Genomic DNA, 18,968 nt, shown 5'->3' on the forward strand with positions numbered 1-18,968 from the left:
GGAAATCAGCTGCAGTCTCCGATTAGAGCTCGGCCTGGAATGGCCGACAGCAGCGTGCGGGTGTATGGGTCTTGGGGGTTGCCGAACACAGCCGGCGTTTCCCCCTGTTCGACGACTCGCCCCTTTCGCATCACGACGACACGATGGGCGATCTGGCGGATGACCGCTAGATCATGCGAAATGAACAGGAAGGAGACACCGCGCTCCCGCTGGATACGAGCGAGCAATTCTAGAATTTGCGCCTGCACAGAGACATCCAGTGCAGAGACTGCTTCGTCGAGAACGACCAAGCGAGGAGACAACGCCAGCGCGCGCGCGATCGCGACCCGCTGACGTTGCCCACCGGACAGCGTTGCGGGGCTGCGCTCCAGATAGCTTTCGTCCAGCGAAACAAGCTTGATGAGCTCAACAGCGGTTTTCCTGTGCTCGGCCCGATCGCCGATTCGGTGGATGAGGAGCGGTTCCGCGATTGCCTGCCCGACCGTCAGGTGTGGGCTGAGGCTGCCGAACGGGTTTTGGTAGACCATCTGCATCTCGCGGCGCAGCACACGGAGGGCTCGACCCTCCGTATGCTCGATCGCTGTTCCGTCGAACTGGATACTGCCGTTGTCCGCCTGTTCGAGCCGGAGCAGCAGCCGGGCGGCGGTGGATTTGCCGGAGCCTGATTCGCCAACGATGCCGACGGTCTCTCCTGCGAAGACGTCGAACGATACGTCGTCGACCGCAGTGAATTCCTTTCCTCCCTGAGTGCGGAACGTCTTCCGCAACTCGGTCACTTTCAGCAGCGGCCGTCGCTCACCCAGTTGCGGCCACCCCGTGAGCGGCGCGTAGAGAACAGCGCTTGACAGCCCAGGAGCAGCGGCAAGCAGGCGGCGTGTGTACGCATCGCTCGGTGAACCGAGCACCTGATCGGTGGGGCCGTCCTCGACAACGACGCCCTTGTTCATGACGACTAAACGCTGAGCGCGGTCTGCCGCGACCCCGAGATCGTGAGTGATCAGGAGCATCGATGCCCCGATGCTTGCCGTCCTGTCGCTGATGTAGTCAAGAATGTGTTTCTGGACGGTCACGTCGAGCGCGCTGGTCGGTTCGTCTGCAATCACCAGCTCAGGTGTGCACGCAAGGGCAATGGCAATGAGCACTCGCTGCCTCATACCTCCTGAGAGCTGGTGAGGGAACTGCTGCGCGACGCGCGTCGCGTCGGGCAATCCCGCCTCCGCGAGCATGCGAATGACCTGCTCGGTGGGGTCTTCGCCAAGGTGCCCGTGTACGGCGAGAGCTTCAGCTACCTGCCGACCGATCCTGATCAGAGGATTGAGTGAAGCCATCGGGTCCTGCGGTATGAGGGAGATGCGAGCACCACGGATGGCGCGCATTTGCCTGTCCGAGCGTGAGCCGATGTCATTGCCCTGCAGATCGATTCCCCCGCTGTCTATGGTCCCCCGTCCCGGGAGCAGCCGTACGACGGCCTGCGCCGTTGTGCTCTTCCCGGATCCGGATTCCCCCACGATTGCAACCGTCTCTCCGACGCCGACGGAGAGTGAAACGCCGTGTAGAACCTCCGTTTTTACCCGACCGACCTGGTAGGACACCCGAAGGTTCTCTATGGATAGAAGCGGCAATGCGGCTGGGGTCTCAGTCATGTTCATCGTGTGCCTCGGTTCTTCTGGAGCTCGCGGGCAACTCGGTTGACGGACACCGCGAAAACAGCAATTGTCAGGCCAGGCAGGGTGGCGATCCACCACCCGGTTGTCAGATAGGGCTCGCCCGCCGAAACCACGGAGCCCCACTCCGGAGTTGGAGGTGGAGCGCCGAAACCCAGGAAGCTAAGTGCCGCAATTGCCAGGATTGCTTGTACGAAATCGAGCACAGCGAGAACCAGGACGGACCCTATCGAACTAGGCAGCACGTGACGGAAGACGATGTAAGCGACCGGGGCACCCATAGAGCGTTCCGCGTCCACGAAGGTCAGCTGACGAATCCTCAACACCTCCGATCGCATCACACGCGCAACCGAACCAATCATGGCGATGCCGACGCCGATGGCGAGCGGCATCGAGCCGAAGCCGACGGCTGTGACTACGGTCATGGCCAAGACCAGCATCGGGATCGCGAGGACGACGTCCACTACACGCATTAGGAATCCGTCGACAACCGGTCCTAGGAACCCGGCGAGTAAACCGATCAATCCGCCGAAGACGAGTCCGATTGCCACAGCGACGAGCGGCGCGATGAGCGACACCGGGGTTCCTTCGACGACTCGCGAGAATACGTCCCGGCCGAGTTCATCGGTCCCGAAGAGATGGGCCGCACTCGGCGGCAACAGTATTTCGCTGACGTCAGCCCGGATCGGGTCATAAGGGGAGAAGGCGTCCGGCGCAAATGCCCACAGCAGGACCACACCGATAATGATCCCTGAAACGATGAGTGTGGGTTTCCTCAAGAGGTTCACTGCGGCTAACGGCCAGGCACTGCCCTTCTTGTTGCCGGTCGGCGTCGTGTTAGGCAACAGCACAGCAAGGCTGTTCTTATCCCCAGCAACGCTCATGCGCTCACCCTCTCTTCGATTGCGGCCTGCTCTGGCCCGTTGACTGTCGATATTCTTGCCGCCTGCGAACGTAGACGGGGATCGATCAGCGGGTAGAGAAGATCTACAAGGAGCGTCGTGATCACGTAGACGCCGGCCACTAACATCACTGCACCGAGAACCATTGGGATGTCTTTCGATTGCACCGAGTTCTGGAGTGCCATGCCGATCCCGTTACGGGAGAAAATTGTCTCCGAGACGGTCGATGCAGCGAACAGCGACCCGACGATCAAACCCATCACCGTCACCGTCGGCAACAGAGCGTTGCGAGCAGTATGGGACAGGAAGACCCGCAATCTCGACAGGCCCTTCGCTCTTGCTACCGGAACGAAGGGCTCGTTCGAAGCCGTTCGCAGGGATTTCGCGAAGACCTGGGCGATAGTAGCCGCTGCAGGGATGGCCATCGTCACTCCGGGGAGGACGAGCGAAGCAAGCCCCTGTTCCCCTGATGCGGGGAACCAGCCCAGCGTGAACGAGAAAATCTGCATCAGCACCAAACCGACCCAAAAGGTCGGCGTGGCGACACCGATTGGCGGCAGCGCGTCAAGCATCGAGCCCAGCAGGCGCGACCGGGTGTAGGCAGCCAATCCACCGATGAGCAGGCCGAGCGCGACAGCTAGAATCAAAGCGAAGGCTGCCAGTAGGGCCGTGCTGGCGAAGTTCGCTGCAAGTAGCCCCGCCACTGGCTGCTTGAACACGAATGACATGCCCAGATTGAATGTGACCACACCCCAGAGCATGCTGAAGTACTGGACGATTACTGGTTGGTCGAGCCCGTACTGAGCCCTGATCGCAGCTAGCTGCTCTTCAGTTGCTTCAAGCCCGCCGGCACCGCCCGCGATAACTTGTGCGGGGTCTCCTGGCACGATGAAGAGCGTGATGAACACCGCCGTAAAGACTGCCCATAGCACAAGCACAGCGAACATCACCCGCCTCGTGACGTATGACCGGGCAAGCCGGGTTAGGACGTTCATGTGAGGGTCCGCTCCTTGCCAGCACTTATGAGTACTGAGATAGCAGCACGACGCGCCCTCCGGGCTTTGTGTTGCCCTTCGAGGTCTGCGATGGTTGTGGACATTTTGGTCTCCTGCTGTTGCTCTAAGGCGGGCACCTAGAGGGTGATTGGGTTTAGCCTGATGGTTTGCGGTCCGACGGAGGAGTCGAAGGTGACCGCGTACAGTCCGTCGGGTCCGCTGTTGTAGATGATTTCGGTGCCGAGCTCTTTTGTGCTGGCGACATCACCCAGCCACTTCTGAAGGTCGGCTTCGGTGCCGCCGATTTCAATGGATGTGACACCACCGCCTTTGACGTCGCCGGTTCCTTCCTGGATGGGTGCCAGGCTCGAATGCCTGCTCAACTCCGAAACGTAATAGAGGTTTGGCTTCCCCAGCCGCCAGGAGTTCCAAAAATCGGGCGTGTGCGGAATTGGTGGTTTGTCCGCCGTAGGGACCATGGGAACTTTGCCACCGGAAATACCTTCCATTGGCGTGATTCCGTGCGCCTTGGCGAATTCCTGGATTTCGTCTAAAGAGTCGCTGCGCAGGCACAGACCGGCGAAGCAGTCACCGGAAGCTGTTTGACGCTCCAGTTCCAGAGCCATGGGAGTGCGGTCGGTGATCATCCGGTGATCAACAATGCTCTCTACTTCGATGTAAACGTGGTTGCCCAGTGAGACGATTTTTTGGCCCAACCCTAGGCCGGGGAAGTAACCGCCGTCGGAAGAACCGATGCCGGTTTCGCGACTGAGTTCTACCGTGGTGCGGTACAGGTTGTCTGACCAGACAGCAATGTGATCGAGTGTGATCACTTATGGCTCCTTAGGTTTGAGAATTTGCAGGTTCGTCTCCATAGCCCCGAATAAGGACCGTAACGAGGCGGCATCGGCTGGTTTGCTGAATGCACGTGTGTTGGAGGGGGTACTTCAGGGGTCACCCAGGTGCTCGGCCCCTTTGCCCGGTCGGTCCGGCTCATGCGAGTCCATGGCCATGATTCGAAAGCCACCCGGGCGGCAGCCACGGCCTTTGTCGACGTCGACACTGTGGCTACCGGACGAGCCGTTGCAGGGTTTGAGATAGTCAGTAACGCTCCGCTGTCTCAGGAACATCCTTGCCGTCGATGAACATAAATTGCTCGAGTCTGAGTGCCCTCGTTTCTTGCAGTCCGTCGGCGTTCTGGAAAAGAATCCATATCAGTATGCGATTCAAATCACACGAAACGTATGTTTCTAGAAACACAGTCTTGCTATTAATATGTGGTCAGAAATATGACAAGGATATGACTCGAGGGCATAAGCCCCTCCTGGCGTGCTTTCCTTGGGGAGATTGGCTTCGGCGCCCGAGTGCCGATTAGACGCGTCGCGGGTACTTGCCGCGAAGCTCTGGCTGCGGCGATGTACTGGGCATGTGCGGAGGCCGAATCAACGGCGTGGCGTTCATTGTGGTGGGCGCGTAGCCGAGGTCGCAGCGATGATCGCCACGGGCGCGAGCTTTGTGAGATCGCAGAGGGTACCCGAGTCCCGCGGCCCGGGTACTGCATATTCTGCCGAGGCCGTACTGCCAGGTGTCCTAAGTGGATGTGTCGTCCGGGTGAGGCTTCGCGGAATACCCTGTTGCTGCTGGGATGCGAGGCTGTCAGGCCATGTGCCGGGTTGGCGGCGAGTTCCCGCAAAAGCTTGTCGAGCGGGTCCGATTGCCTGATGTGAATGGTCCGAGCTGGATGATGACCAGTTCGTCGGTCACGGTAACGTCGTCCCAGATTAGCCGGGTAATGTTTTCAGCCTGTTGGCCGAAGACCAAGATGGGATCGCCGCGACCCTGTCACGCGCTTGGATACCGTCGTTGTCGATTACTCATTTGAGCGCGTCGTCCTGCCCTGGTTTGGAGAGACTTGGGCTGGTGCCGCGATGGTCAGCCCGGATGGGGCGGCTTTTTGTTTTGATCGCCCATAAGAAAGCGCTCGGCGATTTTTCGGGTTGTTTGGTCCTTCTGCTTGGCAAATGTCCAATGGGACCGCCGCAGCCAATGCAGTTTGATGTCGTGGCTGGTGAGCCAGTGAAGGAGGTCGATGGCGACGGTGACTTCCTGTTTGGCTCGCAGGAAGGTTCCGCGGGTTACCTCGTTCATATGATTCATTCGTCGTTGGTGTGCCAGCGGATGTAGCGGCGGATCACCTCAAGGTTCTGCTTGTCGCTGATGCGTCCGATAGCCTCGGCCATCATCAGTATGGGTTGCAGACCGGGGGCTTCAATATGTTTTTCGAGCCATAATTTTGTCCTTAGCAATGCCTTTTGGTGACATTTCCAACTGACACGCACGTAAGAACAGGCCGCGCCGGGATCCGGTGCGCCGTCGAACAGGCTCGATCCCTGCCTAGGACTCTAGCGCCTAAGCAACCCAAAACGGGGGAAGGCGTATCACCGGGTCCTAATCTGCAAATTCTGCAATCGGATCACTTCTTACTTTACGTAATCGCGGCTAGCGGCAGCGGCTATGGGAATCCGGAGAGTAGCCGGAGCGCGGGACTGAACTTCGCGGCCAGCCCAAGGTTCGGGTCCTCATAATGAACCGAAGCTCCGGTCAACCTCTATTTGTTTGGGGCTTCGCCAATTGACAGGCACGTGGGTGTTGCATCCCGGCGATCCAGATGGCGACCACCAGTGCCGGGCGTCGTTGCGTCGTTGTTTCTAAGTATCCAGCGGAGGTGCTGAGAGGCGCCTTGAAGTGTGCAAGTACCGGTAGCGGACGTCGACGGGCCAAAGTCCTTCTATCTGGAGAAGCTGGGCTTTGTCCTTGACCACGATGTTGAGCACACCCCTGGGATGAGGGTCGAACAGTTGACCCCGCCAGGTTCGGCTGCTTCACTCACCATAGGTACGGGAAAAGACGCTGGCAGCCTGAGGGGCTGCAGCTCGTCGTATCCGAGATCGGAGCGGCGCGCCGAGCTCCTGAGCCGGAGTGCCGATCTCAGTCAGATCCAGGACATGGGCGGCGTGCAGTTTGCCTACTTCGGTGATCCGGATGGCATCCGCTGGGTCATCTAAACAACAACGATTCTGCCGCCAGGGATGTGTATAGTCGGGCCACATCGCAGCTCGCCAAAAAGGCGGTCCTTGTCACCGCCATTTGCGCCGATCCCCGCGTCATTTCTAAGGCCGATAACCTATGTTATGTAAGGTAGTACTCTGCATATCTCATCAGATGAATCGTCCGAGTCCTCTCCCGGCGACGCAGCCAATGAGCTGGGAGAGGTCGCGGATTTCGAGACCATCATCTCCCGGGTTGCGCCGTTAAGGTAGGCGACCACCGCCTCGAGCTTTAGCACGGTGCATAGAGCCTTTTCGTTGCCATCGGAACCAGCCCTTCGATTCTCAGGCGGGATACTGCCCCACCAGCTTCTCGGCAGCAGTTCCCGGCGGCCCAAGCTCTATCCCCGTGTCTTGACTATGGGGCCAAGTGAATTGCACCTCCGAAAGCCGGATTCCCATTTCGAATCCAACTTTCGGAGGTGCAGTTCACTCTTTCGCTCACCATTTCCCTTGTTCTGGCGGGTGTTACGCCCACAGACCCGTTTCCGGGTGGGAACTCTCCACCGTGTAATGCACCGTTTGAGCACTGATCTGACCGTTGCGGAACACGAAGGTGTCGACGCCGTCACGGATCCGGGTTTGAGCACTGGTGGCTGACCAGGTCAGCAAGAGAATGTCGCCGGCGAATTTCGTGGTGAGCTCCCACTTCGCCTCGGGGACAGCCTCGATTAGCGCCGCTAGTCCGGATTTCACCCCGGGTCGCCCGTGCAGCACTCCTGCCGGGGTGAGGAAGACGGCATCCTTGGTGTAGTTCTCGACCACGAAGTCGAGGTTTCCGGTGGCGAGCCGTTGGGTGTGATCGGCGAACACCTCCTGGGGTGAACGCCACGTCGATGTCTTTGTCATCTCACTCTCCGAGGTCGGCGACCGCTGCCGCGGCAAATCTGTGGTCCTGTTCGGGGGCGCCCCCGCCGACACCGATGGCACCGACAAGGCGTCCGCCTCGATGAATCGGGATACCGCCAGCGATAAAAAGAAGAGGCCGGTCAAGCGCGGTCTGCAGTGAGTAGAGCGGACCATCGGGCTTCACTGCGGCCACAACATCGGCGGTTGCTGAATCCAGCTGCAGAGCCGTGTACGCCTTCCGGGTGCTGGTCTCGCCGGAGATAAGCACTGCTCGATCGTCACGAAGGAACGCGAGCAGACCGCCTCCTCCATCTACTACCGAGATGCTCACGGCGACGCCTGCATCTTTTGCGGCGCTCCTTGCTGCGGCGATAAGCCGCTCGGCATCAGCCGTAGTCAAGTGGGTGGTGCTGGTCATGGTGTCTCCTGACGTGGGCAACGGCCATTCTGATTTATTAAAAAAAGGGTGTTCAATTATTGCATGCGCCGTTAATTGATGTGTGCAACATCACGGTGTGTGGTCACAGGGCTTTTTCACGAGGTTAAAAGTGCCCGGTTCGCTGGATCATGCGGTTTTCGGCCCCCTCGACTACGGTCTGGGCCTCAACACGGGGAGGGTTGAGCGCGTCACCAATCATGAAAGCCACGCCAAAAGCATCGCCACCTTCTTCATCGCCGGACAGTCCGGCCTGGCCGAACCGGTGCTCTCCATCGGATCGCTGACCCCGAGGCTCGGCCACAGCGGCGCCCCCACGGCCGTCATTGTTCAATCTGCCTCTACCAGTCCACACCCAGCACCAGATTGCGGGGCAGGCCGTGGACGGGCAACCCGCGAACCACGTTGAACCCGGGGTTCCAGTCCTACGTCAGGCGACCACCACACTTCATACCCTCTAGCCGTTGAATTCTGCGGGGTGGGGACCGGTCCGGCCGTCCCGTTCGAGGCCGTCTACGACGGTCAGTTCGTCCGGGGAAAGTTCGAAGCCAAATACGTTTAGGTTCTCGCGGATCCGCGACGGGGTGACCGATTTGGGGATGATGATGCGTCCTTGCTGCAGGTGCCAGCGCAGGATCACCTGTGCCGGGCTCCGGCCGTGCCGGGTCGCGATTTCAAGGATGGCCGGGTCGTCGAGAAGACCACCCTGCGCCAGAGGGCTCCAGGCCTCGGTGGCAATACCGTAGGCGGCGTTGAACGCCGCGACATCCTCCTGCTGCAGGGCCGGGTGCAGTTCCACCTGGTTCACTGCCGGCACCGTTCCGCCGAGGTCGATCAACTTTTGTACGTGTTCGGGCAGGAAGTTGGAAACGCCGATTGCGCGGACGCGGCCGTCGGCCAGCAGCTTCTCAAGGGCCAGCCAGGACTCCGCATATTTGCCCAGTTCGGGCGCGGGCCAGTGGATGAGGTAGAGGTCCAGGTAGTCGAGGCCGAGCTTGTTCAGGCTGGTCTCGTAGGCCGCGAGGGTGGCTTCGTAACCGAGGTCCGCGATCCAGAGCTTGGAGGTGATGAACAATTCGTCGCGGGCAATCCCGGATTCTGCCAGGGCGCGCCCGGTGCCAGCTTCGTTGCCGTAGATGGCGGCGGTATCGATGCTCCGGTATCCGGCGGCGAGAGCCGCGCTGACCGCGGCGGTGGTGTCGTCGTCGGATACCTGGAAGACGCCGAAACCGAGCTGTGGCATCTGCACGCCGTTGTTGAGGGTGACGTTGGGAATGGTAGTCATGGTTTCTCCTGGGGGTTGCGTTGGTAAACGAGTTGGATGGTCAGAAGGAAGGATGTTTGGCTAGCGCACGGCGGGGGATTCGACGGCTGCCGGTCCCATTGTTGATGCGGCAACGTCTTGCGCTGTCGTCAGGTCATTTTGCAGGCGTCGGGACTCGCGCCGTCTGCCGTCGGCGGCGGCGATGACCATCACGGCCAGGCCCAGCAGGGTGGTGCCGGCGCCGGCCCAGATCGGGGAGGTGTAGCCGAAGCCGGCGGTGATGGTGATTCCGCCGAGCCAGGCGCCGAGGGCGTTGCCGATGTTGAAGGCGCCGATGTTGGCGCCAGAGGCCAGGGTGGGAGCGCTGTCGGCGTACTTCATCACGCGCATCTGCAGGCCCGGGACGGTGGCGAAGCCGAAGCCGCCCAGCAGCACCATGGATACGATCGTCATCGGCTGGTTATTCGAGGTGAGCGCGAAGACGACGAGGACAGCCACCAGCAGGGCAAGCACCACGATCAGGGTGCGGTCGACGTTCTTATCGGCGGCTTTGCCGCCGGCGGTGTTGCCGATGAAGAGGCCGACACCGAAGAGGACGAGCAGCCACGGCACGGTGGAGGCGGCGAATCCCGTGACCTCGGTCAGCGTGAAGGCGATATAGGTGAAGGCGCCGAACATGCCGCCGTAGCCCAGGACCGTGACCAGGATGGAGAGCCACACCTGGCCGGAGCGGAAGGCGCGGAGCTCGCTGCGGAGACCGCCGGGGGCGGCGTCTCCCGCACCTGTCTTGGGGACGAGCGTCAGGATGCCCACGAGCGCAATGACACCGATGCCCGTGATCGCCCAGAAGGTGGACCGCCAACCTGCGGCCTGGCCCAGCATGGTTCCGAACGGAACCCCCAGCACATTTGCTGCGGTCAGGCCCGTGAACATGATGGCAATGGCCCCGGCCTTTTTGGTGGGTGCGACCATGCTGGCAGCTACCACCGTCCCGATGCCGAAGAACGCACCGTGGGACAGGGCGGCGATGACGCGGCCGGCCATCATCAGCCAGTAGTCCGGCGCGATGGCCGAGACCAGGTTGCCGGCAATGAACAGCACCATCAGCACCGCCAGGACCGGCTTGCGCTCGAAGCGCGTCACCGCCGCCGTCAGCAGCAGTGCGCCCACGACGACAGCGAGGGCGTAGCCGGAGATCAGCCAGCCCGCGGAGGCCTCGCTGACCTGGAAGTCCGCGGCCACTTCGGGCAGCAGGCCCATGATGACGAACTCGGTGAGTCCGATCCCGAACCCGCCGAGGGCGAGTGCTATCAGGCCAACAGGCATGGAAAGCTCCTTCAAACTGTACGGAAAGATATATGGGGCGTATGCTTTTAGTTGCAGACGCGTTATTTATTGTTGCACACACAGATAGCATGCGCAAGCAACTACTTTTAGTGCCGGCGCTGGACAGACTGAAGGAGAACGACCCGATGGGCATTAAGGACGACGCCGTTGAAGTCCGAGCACAAGGCTGGCGGGCCCTCGCGGCCCTGCACGGACTGATCGAATCAGAGCTGGAACGCTCGCTGCAGGCCGAGGCCCAGCTCTCCGTCGTGGAATACACCGTGCTCGACGCGCTCAGCCGCCAGGACGGCTGGCATATGCGCATGCAGCAGCTGGCCCGCGCCACGGCGCTCAGCGCCAGCGCCACCACCCGCCTGGTCAACAGACTCGAAGACCGCGGCCTGCTCACTCGCATCCTCTGCGCGGACGACCGCCGCGGAATCTATACGGAGCTCACCCCAAGTGGCATTCAGCTGCTGGAGCAAGCCCGGCCCATCCACGACACCACCCTCGAGCGGGCGCTGGCCCAAGCGCAGGACGTGCCCGAACTCGCGCCCCTGGTAGACACCCTCCCCCGACTGCACGCCGGCGCCTGAATCGGCCGTTCACGATTCATCTCGCAACAACGTTGTTGCCGGCTGACTGTTGCCGCAGTGTGGGGTGCTAAGCCAGCCGAAGCAGGTCTCGTAGGCCGTCAGCACCGACGGGTCGTCGATGTGGGTAATCGGTCCAAATCAGTGAGGGCCTGAACCGATCAGGCAAATTCGGGTCGGTTTCAACCAAGAGGCTCTCGAAAACTTCTTATTCATCTGAACGAATGAAGTCAGCGTCGGCGGCGGATACACATACGAGCCACGCCATTACCGTAATGCCCTCTGAGTCCTTAAAGTCGGCGAAGGAATCCGGAAAGCAGGCCGGACCAGTAACGAAAAAACCTTCCATTTGGCTTCCCGGTACCAAAGGCCCCTTAGGACCCAAGACATCTCCAGCAAGGAGTGGTTTGCAGGCCCTTCGCATTTAGGCATGGTTAGTCGATTTGATCCGGTAGCCGGGAGCGGACGTTTAGCTGGCGGATACTAATGACCGACGCAGGCTTATTGCTTCTGCTGGCCCCCACTTTCGAACCGCGCACGCCGCGAGAACATAAAGCTGGGCCGTCAGCCCTGCCGTGCGACGAGTAAAACGCCCCCAGTCACCCGCCGTCGTCCGCCCAAAAAGAGATGCGGAAGAAGCACTCGTTGGTCAGTCGGTTTCGGGGCCAGTGCAGTACGGGCAGCTCAGATCTGCGGCGCCACCGGTGCATGGCTCGTCATCGATGAGGGAACGCTCCTGTTCGAGGCTTCTCTGGCCAGGATCGGATCGCATACTTACGAGTCCGCGATGGTGACGGCCATGGTGCCCAGCCCCCGTATATCGACCCTAATCCGGTCTCCGGGGTGTACCGGTGTCGGCACTGTCATGGTCCCGCTGAGAATTGTCTGCCCTGCTTCGATGCGCTTCTTTTGCGTAGACAACTGTTCGACCAGCCAACTCACGGCGTGCAGCGGATTGCCCATGACGTTCGTCCCCCTTCCGCTCAAGCTTTGTTGACCGACTTGAACGTCGACCCGAATTGAACTCACATCGAGGTCCGTACTAGAGATGCGCGGGCCCATTACGATTGCAGCTGCATTGGCGTTGTCGGCCACGATCTGACCGAGCCCGGGCTGGCCACCCGACCACCGGCTGTCGACGATCTCGAGCGCTACTGAGATCGTTTCGGTCGCAGCCATTACCTCCCTGGCGGTTACACCTGGGCCCTCCAGTGCCGTGCGCATGATGAATGCCACCTCAACTTCGACCAGGGGGGCATGCATTCCGGCCAAGGATATCCGGTCAGCCCCCTCAAAGACGGACCTTTCCCAAAGTAATCCCGCGATGGGCTGTGATGCTGAGAAAAGCTCCTGGGAAGCGGGTGAAGTGAGGCCGATCTTGTATCCAACGACGTTTTCGCCTGCCTGCTCGCGCAACTGCATGACAGCCTGCTGAATAATGTATCCCGTCTCAACGGTAATATCCCGATCTGAATCTGTCGGCTCCAACCGCCCTAAGCCCCTCTGAGCAGCGGCCAAACTCTCCGATATGCCTTGGACATCGTCCGTCTGTGATGCCGCCACACTGGTAATTCGACCACTCATGATTTTAGTTCCTGACTTATATCTACGAAGTTGACGGGACGGGCGCAGGTTCGTTGGGGCTGTGCCAGATGGAAACAAGAACTTGCGATTCTGTGTCACGTAGCTGCGTTGCGTGAGTGCGTGACGGGACCGAGGGCGTCATTTATTCCAGGCGCCGACATTTCGGACGATGTCTGTTACGTCATACAGCGTACGAGAGCACATTCGCGCAGTCAAGGTTCGTGGCACCTTGGCTCGATTGCGCCGTGCGGTCGACGATGACCCCGCGCCGATTGACCCTAGTCTCACCATGTGCCATTATTTGTTTTACATACCGGAGCTCGTCCTATATATCGGACACCCCAAGGATTTATGTATCACGACGTACGTCCCAGAATCACAACCGAAGGCTGTCCGAGTGCCATGGCGGGCCTCATGCGGAATGGAACTCTCGGCGGGCAGTTCCGGGACCTATCTATTGATTACAAAGGTGACTAGTCAATGAATCTCGGCCTAAAAGACAAGACCGCGCTGGTATGTGCCTCCACATCGGGTCTGGGCCTGGCGACCGCCAGAGCCCTGGCCGCCGAGGGCGCCAGGGTCATCATCACCGGCCGCAGCCAGGACCGCGCCAGTGAAGCGGCAGCGACCATCCCCAATGCCATCGGCATCGGCTGCGATCTCGTCGCCGAAGGCGCCGCCGAAGACCTCCACGCAGCAACCGTGGCCGCCCTGGGCAGCGTCGACATTCTCGTACTCAACGGCCCGGGACCTGCCCCGGGAACAGCGGCCGGGACCACCGGGGACGGCATCAAAGAAGCCATCGCCACCCTGGTCATCCCCCAGCAAAAACTCGTCCAACTGACGCTGCCGGCCATGCGCGAGAACAAATGGGGCCGCGTGCTGAGCATCTCCTCCACCAGCGTTCAATCACCGATAGCCAATCTGGCCCTGTCCAACCTCGGCCGGGCAGCCCTGGCCGGCTACCTCAAAACACTGGCCCCCGAACTCGCCCCCGACGGCATCACCGTCAACATGCTCCTCCCCGGCCGAATCGCCACACCCCGCGCGGCACAAATAGACCAGGCAGCAGCACGACGCACCGGCACCCCCCTGACAGAGATCCAGGCAGCCTCCAAAGCCACCATCCCTGCCGGACGCTACGGCGAACCCGACGAATTCGGCGCCGCAGCAACCTTCCTCTGCAGCACACAAGCCAGCTACATCACAGGCACAGCCCTCCGCTGCGACGGCGGAATGACCCAAACCCTCTAACCAAACCCCACCCCCCCACCCGTGAAACGGCCCGAAGAAGCATCCCTAACAGGATGCCGACCATCGGGTCAGGCCGGTTCAACGTTGCCTCGATGGGCATGGCATGAGGGGGTGTGAAATCCAGAAAGCGGTGAACGACGGCGTGACCGATAACAACAAGACTCAGGTCTCTGAGAGCTCGATTAAACGCGTAGCGGTAGCAGGCCTGATCGGCAGCACCATTGAGTGGTACGACTTCTATATCTACGGGCTCGCTGCTGCTCTGGTGTTCGGGCGTGAATTCTTCCCTGACTTCTCGCCGGTGGCGGGAACGCTGGCCGCCTTCGGAACATTCGCAGTAGGTTTCGTAGCCCGCCCCCTGGGCGGGCTGATTTTCGGGCACTTCGGTGACCGAATCGGGCGCAAGCGCACGCTGGTTCTGACACTTTTCATGATGGGGTTCGCGACAGTCCTGATTGGAATCGTGCCGAACTTCAACACCATTGGTCTCTGGGCGCCGATCATCCTCGTCGTCGTTCGCTTCGTTCAGGGCTTCGCTGTCGGCGGCGAATGGGGCGGGGCGATCACGATGGTCGTGGAATCGTCACCTGTCCGGAAAAGAGGATTCTATGGAAGCCTCCCCCAGATGGGTGTGCCCTTAGGCCTGGTCCTGTCCAGTGTCGCCTTTGCCCTGGCCGGAACGTTGCCGGAGGAGGATTTTGTCAGTTGGGGATGGCGCATTCCCTTCCTTATGAGCGCGGCCCTAATCGGTGTCGGAATGTTCATCAGGTTGCGTATTTCGGAAACACCGGCATTTACTGAGATGAAGAAGAACGGCACCGAATACCGCCTGCCGGCGTGGGAAGCGATCCGCAACCACTGGCGCGCCATCGGACTGACCGCCGGCATGTACCTGGCAGCAGGTGTCCCCTTTTATGTTGTCACCGTTTTCGTCCTGTCCCATGGCACGAATGACTTGGGAATCCCGAGGAGCGTGCTCCTGACCAGCATGCTCATCGCCGCCTGCTTGGAAGCATTCAGCGTCCCGTTCTTCGGTGCCCTCTCCGACAGGCTTGGTCGTAAGCCCGTGTTCATGGGGGGAGCAGTCTTCATGCTCCTTCTGGCGTTTCCCTTCTTCTGGCTTCTGGCTTCCGGCGTGACCGGACTGATCTGGGTCGCGATGATCCTTGCTATAGCGGTGGCGCACGGGGCCATGTACGGACCCACTGCAGCTTTGTACGCAGAAATGTTCGGCGCCGGCGTCCGTTACACGGGAACGTCGCTCGGATACCAGCTCGGTGGCGTGGTAGCCGGATTCGTTCCCATCGGCGCGGGCGCCCTGGTGAGCTCGGCGAATGGCGCTTCATGGCCGGTCGCGCTCATGTGGATGGCGGCCGCGGCAATCGGTGTTATCGCCATCGCGCTGACAAAAGAGACCCGTGGCAATGACCTCCTTGATGTCGCGAGGGTCGGCAACACCGAGCCGTCCAAAGTACTGCAGAAATAGTCATGGCAGCAGAAATACTCGCACGCTCCGGCGACCCCGCAGATCGAACCCCATGTCCGTTTCGGCAGCCCGGTGAACAACCCGACGCCGACACCGTCCAGCAGCGTCACATCGTTCGAAAATGCGTGGTGTCCAGCGCCTGCGTGGTGCCGTAGCAGTTCACTTTTGAACCCCCCCATGCCTGCCCAGAGAGGACATCCCTTGTATAAGTTCGAGAATTTTCCGGTCGAAGCTGAACCAGATCCCGCCATGTCAAACAGACACATCGAACGTCAGTTGCCGAGGTGGGCAGAACTCAAAGATGTGCTGCGGTTCCGTGCACCCGATTTTCACCCTGTCAGGCGTCGGCTCAACGCAGCTTTGAGCATCCAGGACCTCCGACGGATCGCCAAGAAGAACACGCCCTTGGCGGTTTTTGACTACGTGGACGGTGCCGCATGTGCAGAGGTAACAGCTGACCGTAACCGGAGGGCTTTTACTGACGTGCAGTTCATGCCTGAGACGCTGCGATCTGTTGCGGATCCCGACTTCTCCTCGGAATTGCTGGGGAAAAGAATTGCCCTGCCTTTGGTGTTCGCACCCACGGGCTATACCCGCATGATGCACCATGAAGGCGAGATCGCAGTAGCGAGGGTTGCAGCGCGCAGTGGGCTGCCGTACACGCTCTCGACAGTGGGCACGTCCTCCGTGGAGGAGGTGCAGGAGGCTGCACCCACGGGAGAGAACTGGTTCCAGCTCTACCTCACGAATAACGAAGCTCTTAACGCCGACCTGGTGGGTCGGGCGCTGGCGGCAGGCTTCACTACAGTCGTTCTGACGGTAGATACTCCCATTGCAGGGCATCATTTGAAGGACATGCGCAATGGACTCACCATGCCTCCCGCGCTTTCCCTGAAGACGTTCTTCGATATGGCCCGCTATCCGCAGTGGTGTTTCAACAAGCTCACGACGCCCAGCATCGGATTTGCCTCTCTGAGAGAATTCCCGGGGACCTCCGTGGACGTTGCGAAGATTCTTTTCGAACCAGGCCTGAACTTTGACCACCTTGCCTGGCTGAGGCGGACATGGCCTCACAACCTTCTGGTAAAGGGCATTCTGGACACTGAGGACGCTAAGAAGGTGATGGAAATGGGAGCCGACGGTGTCGTTGTCTCCAATCACGGCGGGCGCCAACTGGACCGCACTCCGGCCACACTGCGTGTTCTGCCCGCAATTCGGGAAGCCGTCGGCCCGGAGGCCACGGTCCTCCTGGACAGCGGAATCACCCATGGGCAAGACATCATTGCCGCGCGGGCGTTGGGTGCCGACGCTGTCATGATCGGACGAGCATACCTCTATGGGCTCATGGCAGGCGGGGAGCCCGGCGTACAGCGAGCAATCGAAATACTCAAGGCCGAGTACCGCCAGGGTCTACAACTTCTTGGTTTGAGAGCTACTGAGCAGATCCGTCGACAACACATTTATGACGACCGCCAGCTCACTGAACTGACCTGATGGCCGGACTCTCTGCATACAGACGCCACTAGATGCCCCACCCGCGCGCTGATGGCAGCGTTGGCTCGGCCGGGGGCGGGGTGCGGGGATACCTGCCCCCGGCTCCGCTAGCGTGTTGACAGAGAACCCAGACTCGTGGACACCTCACGCGCCCCCCTCACGACCAGCTTCCGGTAGTCCTCTCTCTGTTTTTCTCCCCATCGCATGGTGGGAGTCGAGATGCTCATAGCCGCGATACAGGCTCCCGAACGGTCAAGGATGGGGGCCGCGACACAGGCGACGTTCTCGTTGGACTCACTGTTCTCTTCGCCCCACCCGCGTTCCCGTGTTGTCTCAAGCTCCGTAAGTAGCCGTTCCTTGCTGTTGATACTCTGCGCAGTCATTGCAGGGAGGGAGTCATCATCGGGGAACAGTGCGTTGACTTCATTCGAGTCCAGGGCCGCGAGAAGCACCTTGCCGCCGGCGGTGCAGTGGGCCGGGATGCTACTTCCCACGTCTGAGACGAGGCGGATGGAGTGAGTGCTGTCAATGCGGACGATGAACACCGCAAATCGCCCCTCCCTGATAGCGACCTGAACCGTCTCCCCGCATTCCGCCGCGACCCTTCGCGCACTTTCGCGGCTCATGCCAACCAGGTCCAGATCCCGCTCGTACGCACCGCCCAGGCGGAATGCCCGCACGCCCAGTGCGTATCGGCTTGGCGGTTCAGAGACTGCCTGAAGGTAACCGCGGTCCGCCAATGCCCCCACCAACTCGTGTGCGCTGGCGCGGGGGATGCCCAGCTTCTCTGTGATTTCAGGGACGCGGAGTCCGTTATTGGGTTCCAAAAACAATTCGAGAATGTCCAGTCCACGACGGAGCGCGGGGGCGGTGATTCGGTTCATGACTTCCTACCTTGAGCTGCCATACCGGAACAAGGCGACATGCGCACCATGTCAGACCATGTCTGATCCATCAGACATAATCATATACTTCATTGACCCAAGAAGGGGGATGCAGGTTCCGGCGCAGAGCCTCAGGAGCGCGAGGACCACGCTAATGACGATGCCAGGACGGTTTGCCGAAAGGTTGCCACCAGCGGGCGCAGGTCCACCTGATGCCATACAGCCCACAGGCGAACAGATACGTCATACCAAGGTAGCTCCCTCAGCACCACCCCATCCGGGGCGCCTCGCATGGCGCTCTTTTGGACCATGGCTGCACCCAAACCTGAGGCCACCAGACCCAGCGCGGTCAGGGGCTCTGTGGTCTCGAGACGTATATCCGGTGTGAACCCGGCCTGGACGCAGGATGCCAGGAACGTATCGCGCCAACCAGGATGCTGGGTATTTTCCACCGCGATCCACGGCTTGTCTTGAAGGTCCGCCGGCGTGATGGTGCTGAGGCAGGCCACCGGGTCGTCCGAGGGCAGGGCCAGCAAGAGTGGGTCCTCCACGAGGTTCACGGAGAGAAGATCCGGGTCATCAGTGTCGGGCGGATCGCAGACGAAGGCGATATCCAGGCTGCGCTGCCGAAGACCCTCGAATTGTTCGGCTGGCTGCATCCCGTACAGGGCCACGTGCACTCCGGGTTTCTCGGTCCGCAATGCCCGGAGCGCCCGGGGCAGCAGACCGGTGTGCATGGCATCCGCTACGTAGCCTATGCACAGCCCGCCTTCCTCGCCACGACCCAAACGCCGGCCGAGGTTTTCGAGCCTGTCTGCATGGCGAATGACGGCCCGGGCTTCGGCCAGGAATATGGCGCCATCGGAGGTCAACCTAATGCGCTGCTGGGCGCGGTCGAAAAGCCGGAGGCCGAGCTGCTTTTCCAGCTTGGCGATTTGTCGGCTCAGGGGTGACTGGGAGATGAGGAGAAGCTCGGCCGCACGGCCGACGTGTTCTTCCTCGGCGACGGCGACGAAATAGCGGAGTTGGCGGAGGTCGATCAATTCGGACCTTTCGGGACTCAAGTATGGCTTTATGAGTCTTGGACGGACTCACATTTTCATCATACGCTGAGTGGCGTCAGGGTCGAT

17 protein-coding genes are annotated in these 18,968 nt (G+C 60.6%); 5 read left to right on the forward strand and 12 right to left on the reverse strand.

Translation table 11 applies throughout. From position 1 onward, the window contains the following. Positions 1 to 5 precede the first annotated feature (5 nt). From V9L18_RS14900 to V9L18_RS14920, 5 genes are all read right to left on the reverse strand, one after another. Positions 6 to 1,643, reverse strand: coding sequence for an ABC transporter ATP-binding protein (locus V9L18_RS14900; protein WP_337347945.1), 1,638 nt, complete (start codon positions 1,641 to 1,643; stop codon positions 6 to 8). A gap of 2 nt (positions 1,644 to 1,645) precedes the next feature. Then, positions 1,646 to 2,548: an ABC transporter permease gene (locus V9L18_RS14905; RefSeq protein ID WP_337347946.1), complete on the reverse strand. Its 903-nt coding sequence runs from the start codon at positions 2,546 to 2,548 to the stop codon at positions 1,646 to 1,648. Further along, complete coding sequence (locus tag V9L18_RS14910) at positions 2,545 to 3,561, reverse strand: ABC transporter permease (protein WP_337347947.1); 1,017 nt, start codon at positions 3,559 to 3,561, stop codon at positions 2,545 to 2,547. The genes V9L18_RS14905 and V9L18_RS14910 overlap by 4 nt, the downstream gene beginning before the upstream one ends. A gap of 137 nt (positions 3,562 to 3,698) precedes the next feature. Next, on the reverse strand, positions 3,699 to 4,394 hold the full coding sequence (locus V9L18_RS14915; RefSeq protein WP_337347948.1) for a VOC family protein: 696 nt from the start codon (positions 4,392 to 4,394) through the stop codon (positions 3,699 to 3,701). Between the two features lie 1,099 nt (positions 4,395 to 5,493). Beyond that, complete coding sequence (locus tag V9L18_RS14920) at positions 5,494 to 5,709, reverse strand: hypothetical protein (RefSeq protein WP_337347949.1); 216 nt, start codon at positions 5,707 to 5,709, stop codon at positions 5,494 to 5,496. A 599-nt stretch (positions 5,710 to 6,308) separates the two neighbouring features. Here V9L18_RS14920 and V9L18_RS14925 point away from each other — a divergent pair. After that, positions 6,309 to 6,626, forward strand: a complete 318-nt coding sequence (locus tag V9L18_RS14925) for a glyoxalase (protein ID WP_337347950.1) — start codon at positions 6,309 to 6,311, stop codon at positions 6,624 to 6,626. Between the two features lie 510 nt (positions 6,627 to 7,136). Here V9L18_RS14925 and V9L18_RS14930 read toward each other — a convergent pair. The 4 genes from V9L18_RS14930 to V9L18_RS14945 all read right to left on the reverse strand — a co-directional run bounded on the left by V9L18_RS14930 (position 7,137) and on the right by V9L18_RS14945 (position 10,543). Next, entirely contained in the window at positions 7,137 to 7,517 is a 381-nt protein-coding gene (locus V9L18_RS14930; protein ID WP_337347951.1) for a nuclear transport factor 2 family protein, read from the reverse strand. Between the two features lies 1 nt (position 7,518). Beyond that, entirely contained in the window at positions 7,519 to 7,935 is a 417-nt protein-coding gene (locus V9L18_RS14935) for a GlcG/HbpS family heme-binding protein (protein WP_337347952.1), read from the reverse strand. Positions 7,936 to 8,410: 475 nt separating this feature from the next. Further along, the gene (locus tag V9L18_RS14940) at positions 8,411 to 9,238 is read right to left on the reverse strand and encodes an aldo/keto reductase (protein WP_337347953.1); all 828 of its coding nucleotides are present in this window, start codon (positions 9,236 to 9,238) and stop codon (positions 8,411 to 8,413) included. Between the two features lie 60 nt (positions 9,239 to 9,298). Then, positions 9,299 to 10,543 (reverse strand): MFS transporter, encoded by a 1,245-nt coding sequence (locus tag V9L18_RS14945; protein ID WP_337347954.1) that lies wholly within the window; start codon positions 10,541 to 10,543, stop codon positions 9,299 to 9,301. A 146-nt stretch (positions 10,544 to 10,689) separates the two neighbouring features. Here V9L18_RS14945 and V9L18_RS14950 point away from each other — a divergent pair, with 146 nt between their 5' ends. Beyond that, on the forward strand, positions 10,690 to 11,139 hold the full coding sequence (locus V9L18_RS14950; protein WP_337347998.1) for a MarR family winged helix-turn-helix transcriptional regulator: 450 nt from the start codon (positions 10,690 to 10,692) through the stop codon (positions 11,137 to 11,139). Positions 11,140 to 11,910: 771 nt separating this feature from the next. On the opposite strand, the gene V9L18_RS14955 is transcribed toward V9L18_RS14950, so the two are convergent. Continuing rightward, positions 11,911 to 12,699, reverse strand: a complete 789-nt coding sequence (locus tag V9L18_RS14955) for a 2-keto-4-pentenoate hydratase (protein WP_337347955.1) — start codon at positions 12,697 to 12,699, stop codon at positions 11,911 to 11,913. 501 nt (positions 12,700 to 13,200) lie between these two features. Here V9L18_RS14955 and V9L18_RS14960 point away from each other — a divergent pair. The 3 genes from V9L18_RS14960 (at position 13,201) to V9L18_RS14970 (ending at position 16,954) form a co-directional block, all read left to right on the forward strand. Next, on the forward strand, positions 13,201 to 13,974 hold the full coding sequence (locus V9L18_RS14960) for an SDR family oxidoreductase (protein ID WP_337347956.1): 774 nt from the start codon (positions 13,201 to 13,203) through the stop codon (positions 13,972 to 13,974). A gap of 142 nt (positions 13,975 to 14,116) precedes the next feature. Beyond that, positions 14,117 to 15,460: an MFS transporter gene (locus V9L18_RS14965; RefSeq protein WP_337347957.1), complete on the forward strand. Its 1,344-nt coding sequence runs from the start codon at positions 14,117 to 14,119 to the stop codon at positions 15,458 to 15,460. A 165-nt stretch (positions 15,461 to 15,625) separates the two neighbouring features. Then, positions 15,626 to 16,954 (forward strand): alpha-hydroxy acid oxidase, encoded by a 1,329-nt coding sequence (locus V9L18_RS14970; protein ID WP_337347958.1) that lies wholly within the window; start codon positions 15,626 to 15,628, stop codon positions 16,952 to 16,954. A gap of 107 nt (positions 16,955 to 17,061) precedes the next feature. On the opposite strand, the gene V9L18_RS14975 is transcribed toward V9L18_RS14970, so the two are convergent. Both V9L18_RS14975 and V9L18_RS14980 read right to left on the reverse strand, forming a co-directional pair. Then, positions 17,062 to 17,838, reverse strand: coding sequence for an IclR family transcriptional regulator (locus V9L18_RS14975; protein ID WP_337347959.1), 777 nt, complete (start codon positions 17,836 to 17,838; stop codon positions 17,062 to 17,064). A 131-nt stretch (positions 17,839 to 17,969) separates the two neighbouring features. Then, positions 17,970 to 18,902: a LysR substrate-binding domain-containing protein gene (locus V9L18_RS14980; RefSeq protein WP_337347960.1), complete on the reverse strand. Its 933-nt coding sequence runs from the start codon at positions 18,900 to 18,902 to the stop codon at positions 17,970 to 17,972. Positions 18,903 to 18,968: the final 66 nt, after the last annotated feature.

The organism is Pseudarthrobacter sp. CCNWLW217 (genome assembly GCF_037203985.1).
Taxonomy (GTDB): domain Bacteria; phylum Actinomycetota; class Actinomycetes; order Actinomycetales; family Micrococcaceae; genus Arthrobacter.

What these genes read in the sequence shown, in the direction of transcription:
- V9L18_RS14920 (WP_337347949.1), bottom strand. Translation starts at nt 5,709, where the DNA reads ATGAACGAGGTAACCCGCGGAACCTTCCTGCGAGCCAAACAGGAAGTC.
- V9L18_RS14905 (WP_337347946.1), bottom strand. Translation starts at nt 2,548, where the DNA reads ATGAGCGTTGCTGGGGATAAGAACAGCCTTGCTGTGCTGTTGCCTAAC.
- V9L18_RS14950 (WP_337347998.1), top strand. Translation starts at nt 10,690, where the DNA reads ATGGGCATTAAGGACGACGCCGTTGAAGTCCGAGCACAAGGCTGGCGG.
- V9L18_RS14900 (WP_337347945.1), bottom strand. Translation starts at nt 1,643, where the DNA reads ATGACTGAGACCCCAGCCGCATTGCCGCTTCTATCCATAGAGAACCTT.
- V9L18_RS14930 (WP_337347951.1), bottom strand. Translation starts at nt 7,517, where the DNA reads ATGACAAAGACATCGACGTGGCGTTCACCCCAGGAGGTGTTCGCCGAT.
- V9L18_RS14960 (WP_337347956.1), top strand. Translation starts at nt 13,201, where the DNA reads ATGAATCTCGGCCTAAAAGACAAGACCGCGCTGGTATGTGCCTCCACA.
- V9L18_RS14940 (WP_337347953.1), bottom strand. Translation starts at nt 9,238, where the DNA reads ATGACTACCATTCCCAACGTCACCCTCAACAACGGCGTGCAGATGCCA.
- V9L18_RS14910 (WP_337347947.1), bottom strand. Translation starts at nt 3,561, where the DNA reads ATGAACGTCCTAACCCGGCTTGCCCGGTCATACGTCACGAGGCGGGTG.
- V9L18_RS14945 (WP_337347954.1), bottom strand. Translation starts at nt 10,543, where the DNA reads ATGCCTGTTGGCCTGATAGCACTCGCCCTCGGCGGGTTCGGGATCGGA.
- V9L18_RS14975 (WP_337347959.1), bottom strand. Translation starts at nt 17,838, where the DNA reads ATGAACCGAATCACCGCCCCCGCGCTCCGTCGTGGACTGGACATTCTC.
- V9L18_RS14935 (WP_337347952.1), bottom strand. Translation starts at nt 7,935, where the DNA reads ATGACCAGCACCACCCACTTGACTACGGCTGATGCCGAGCGGCTTATC.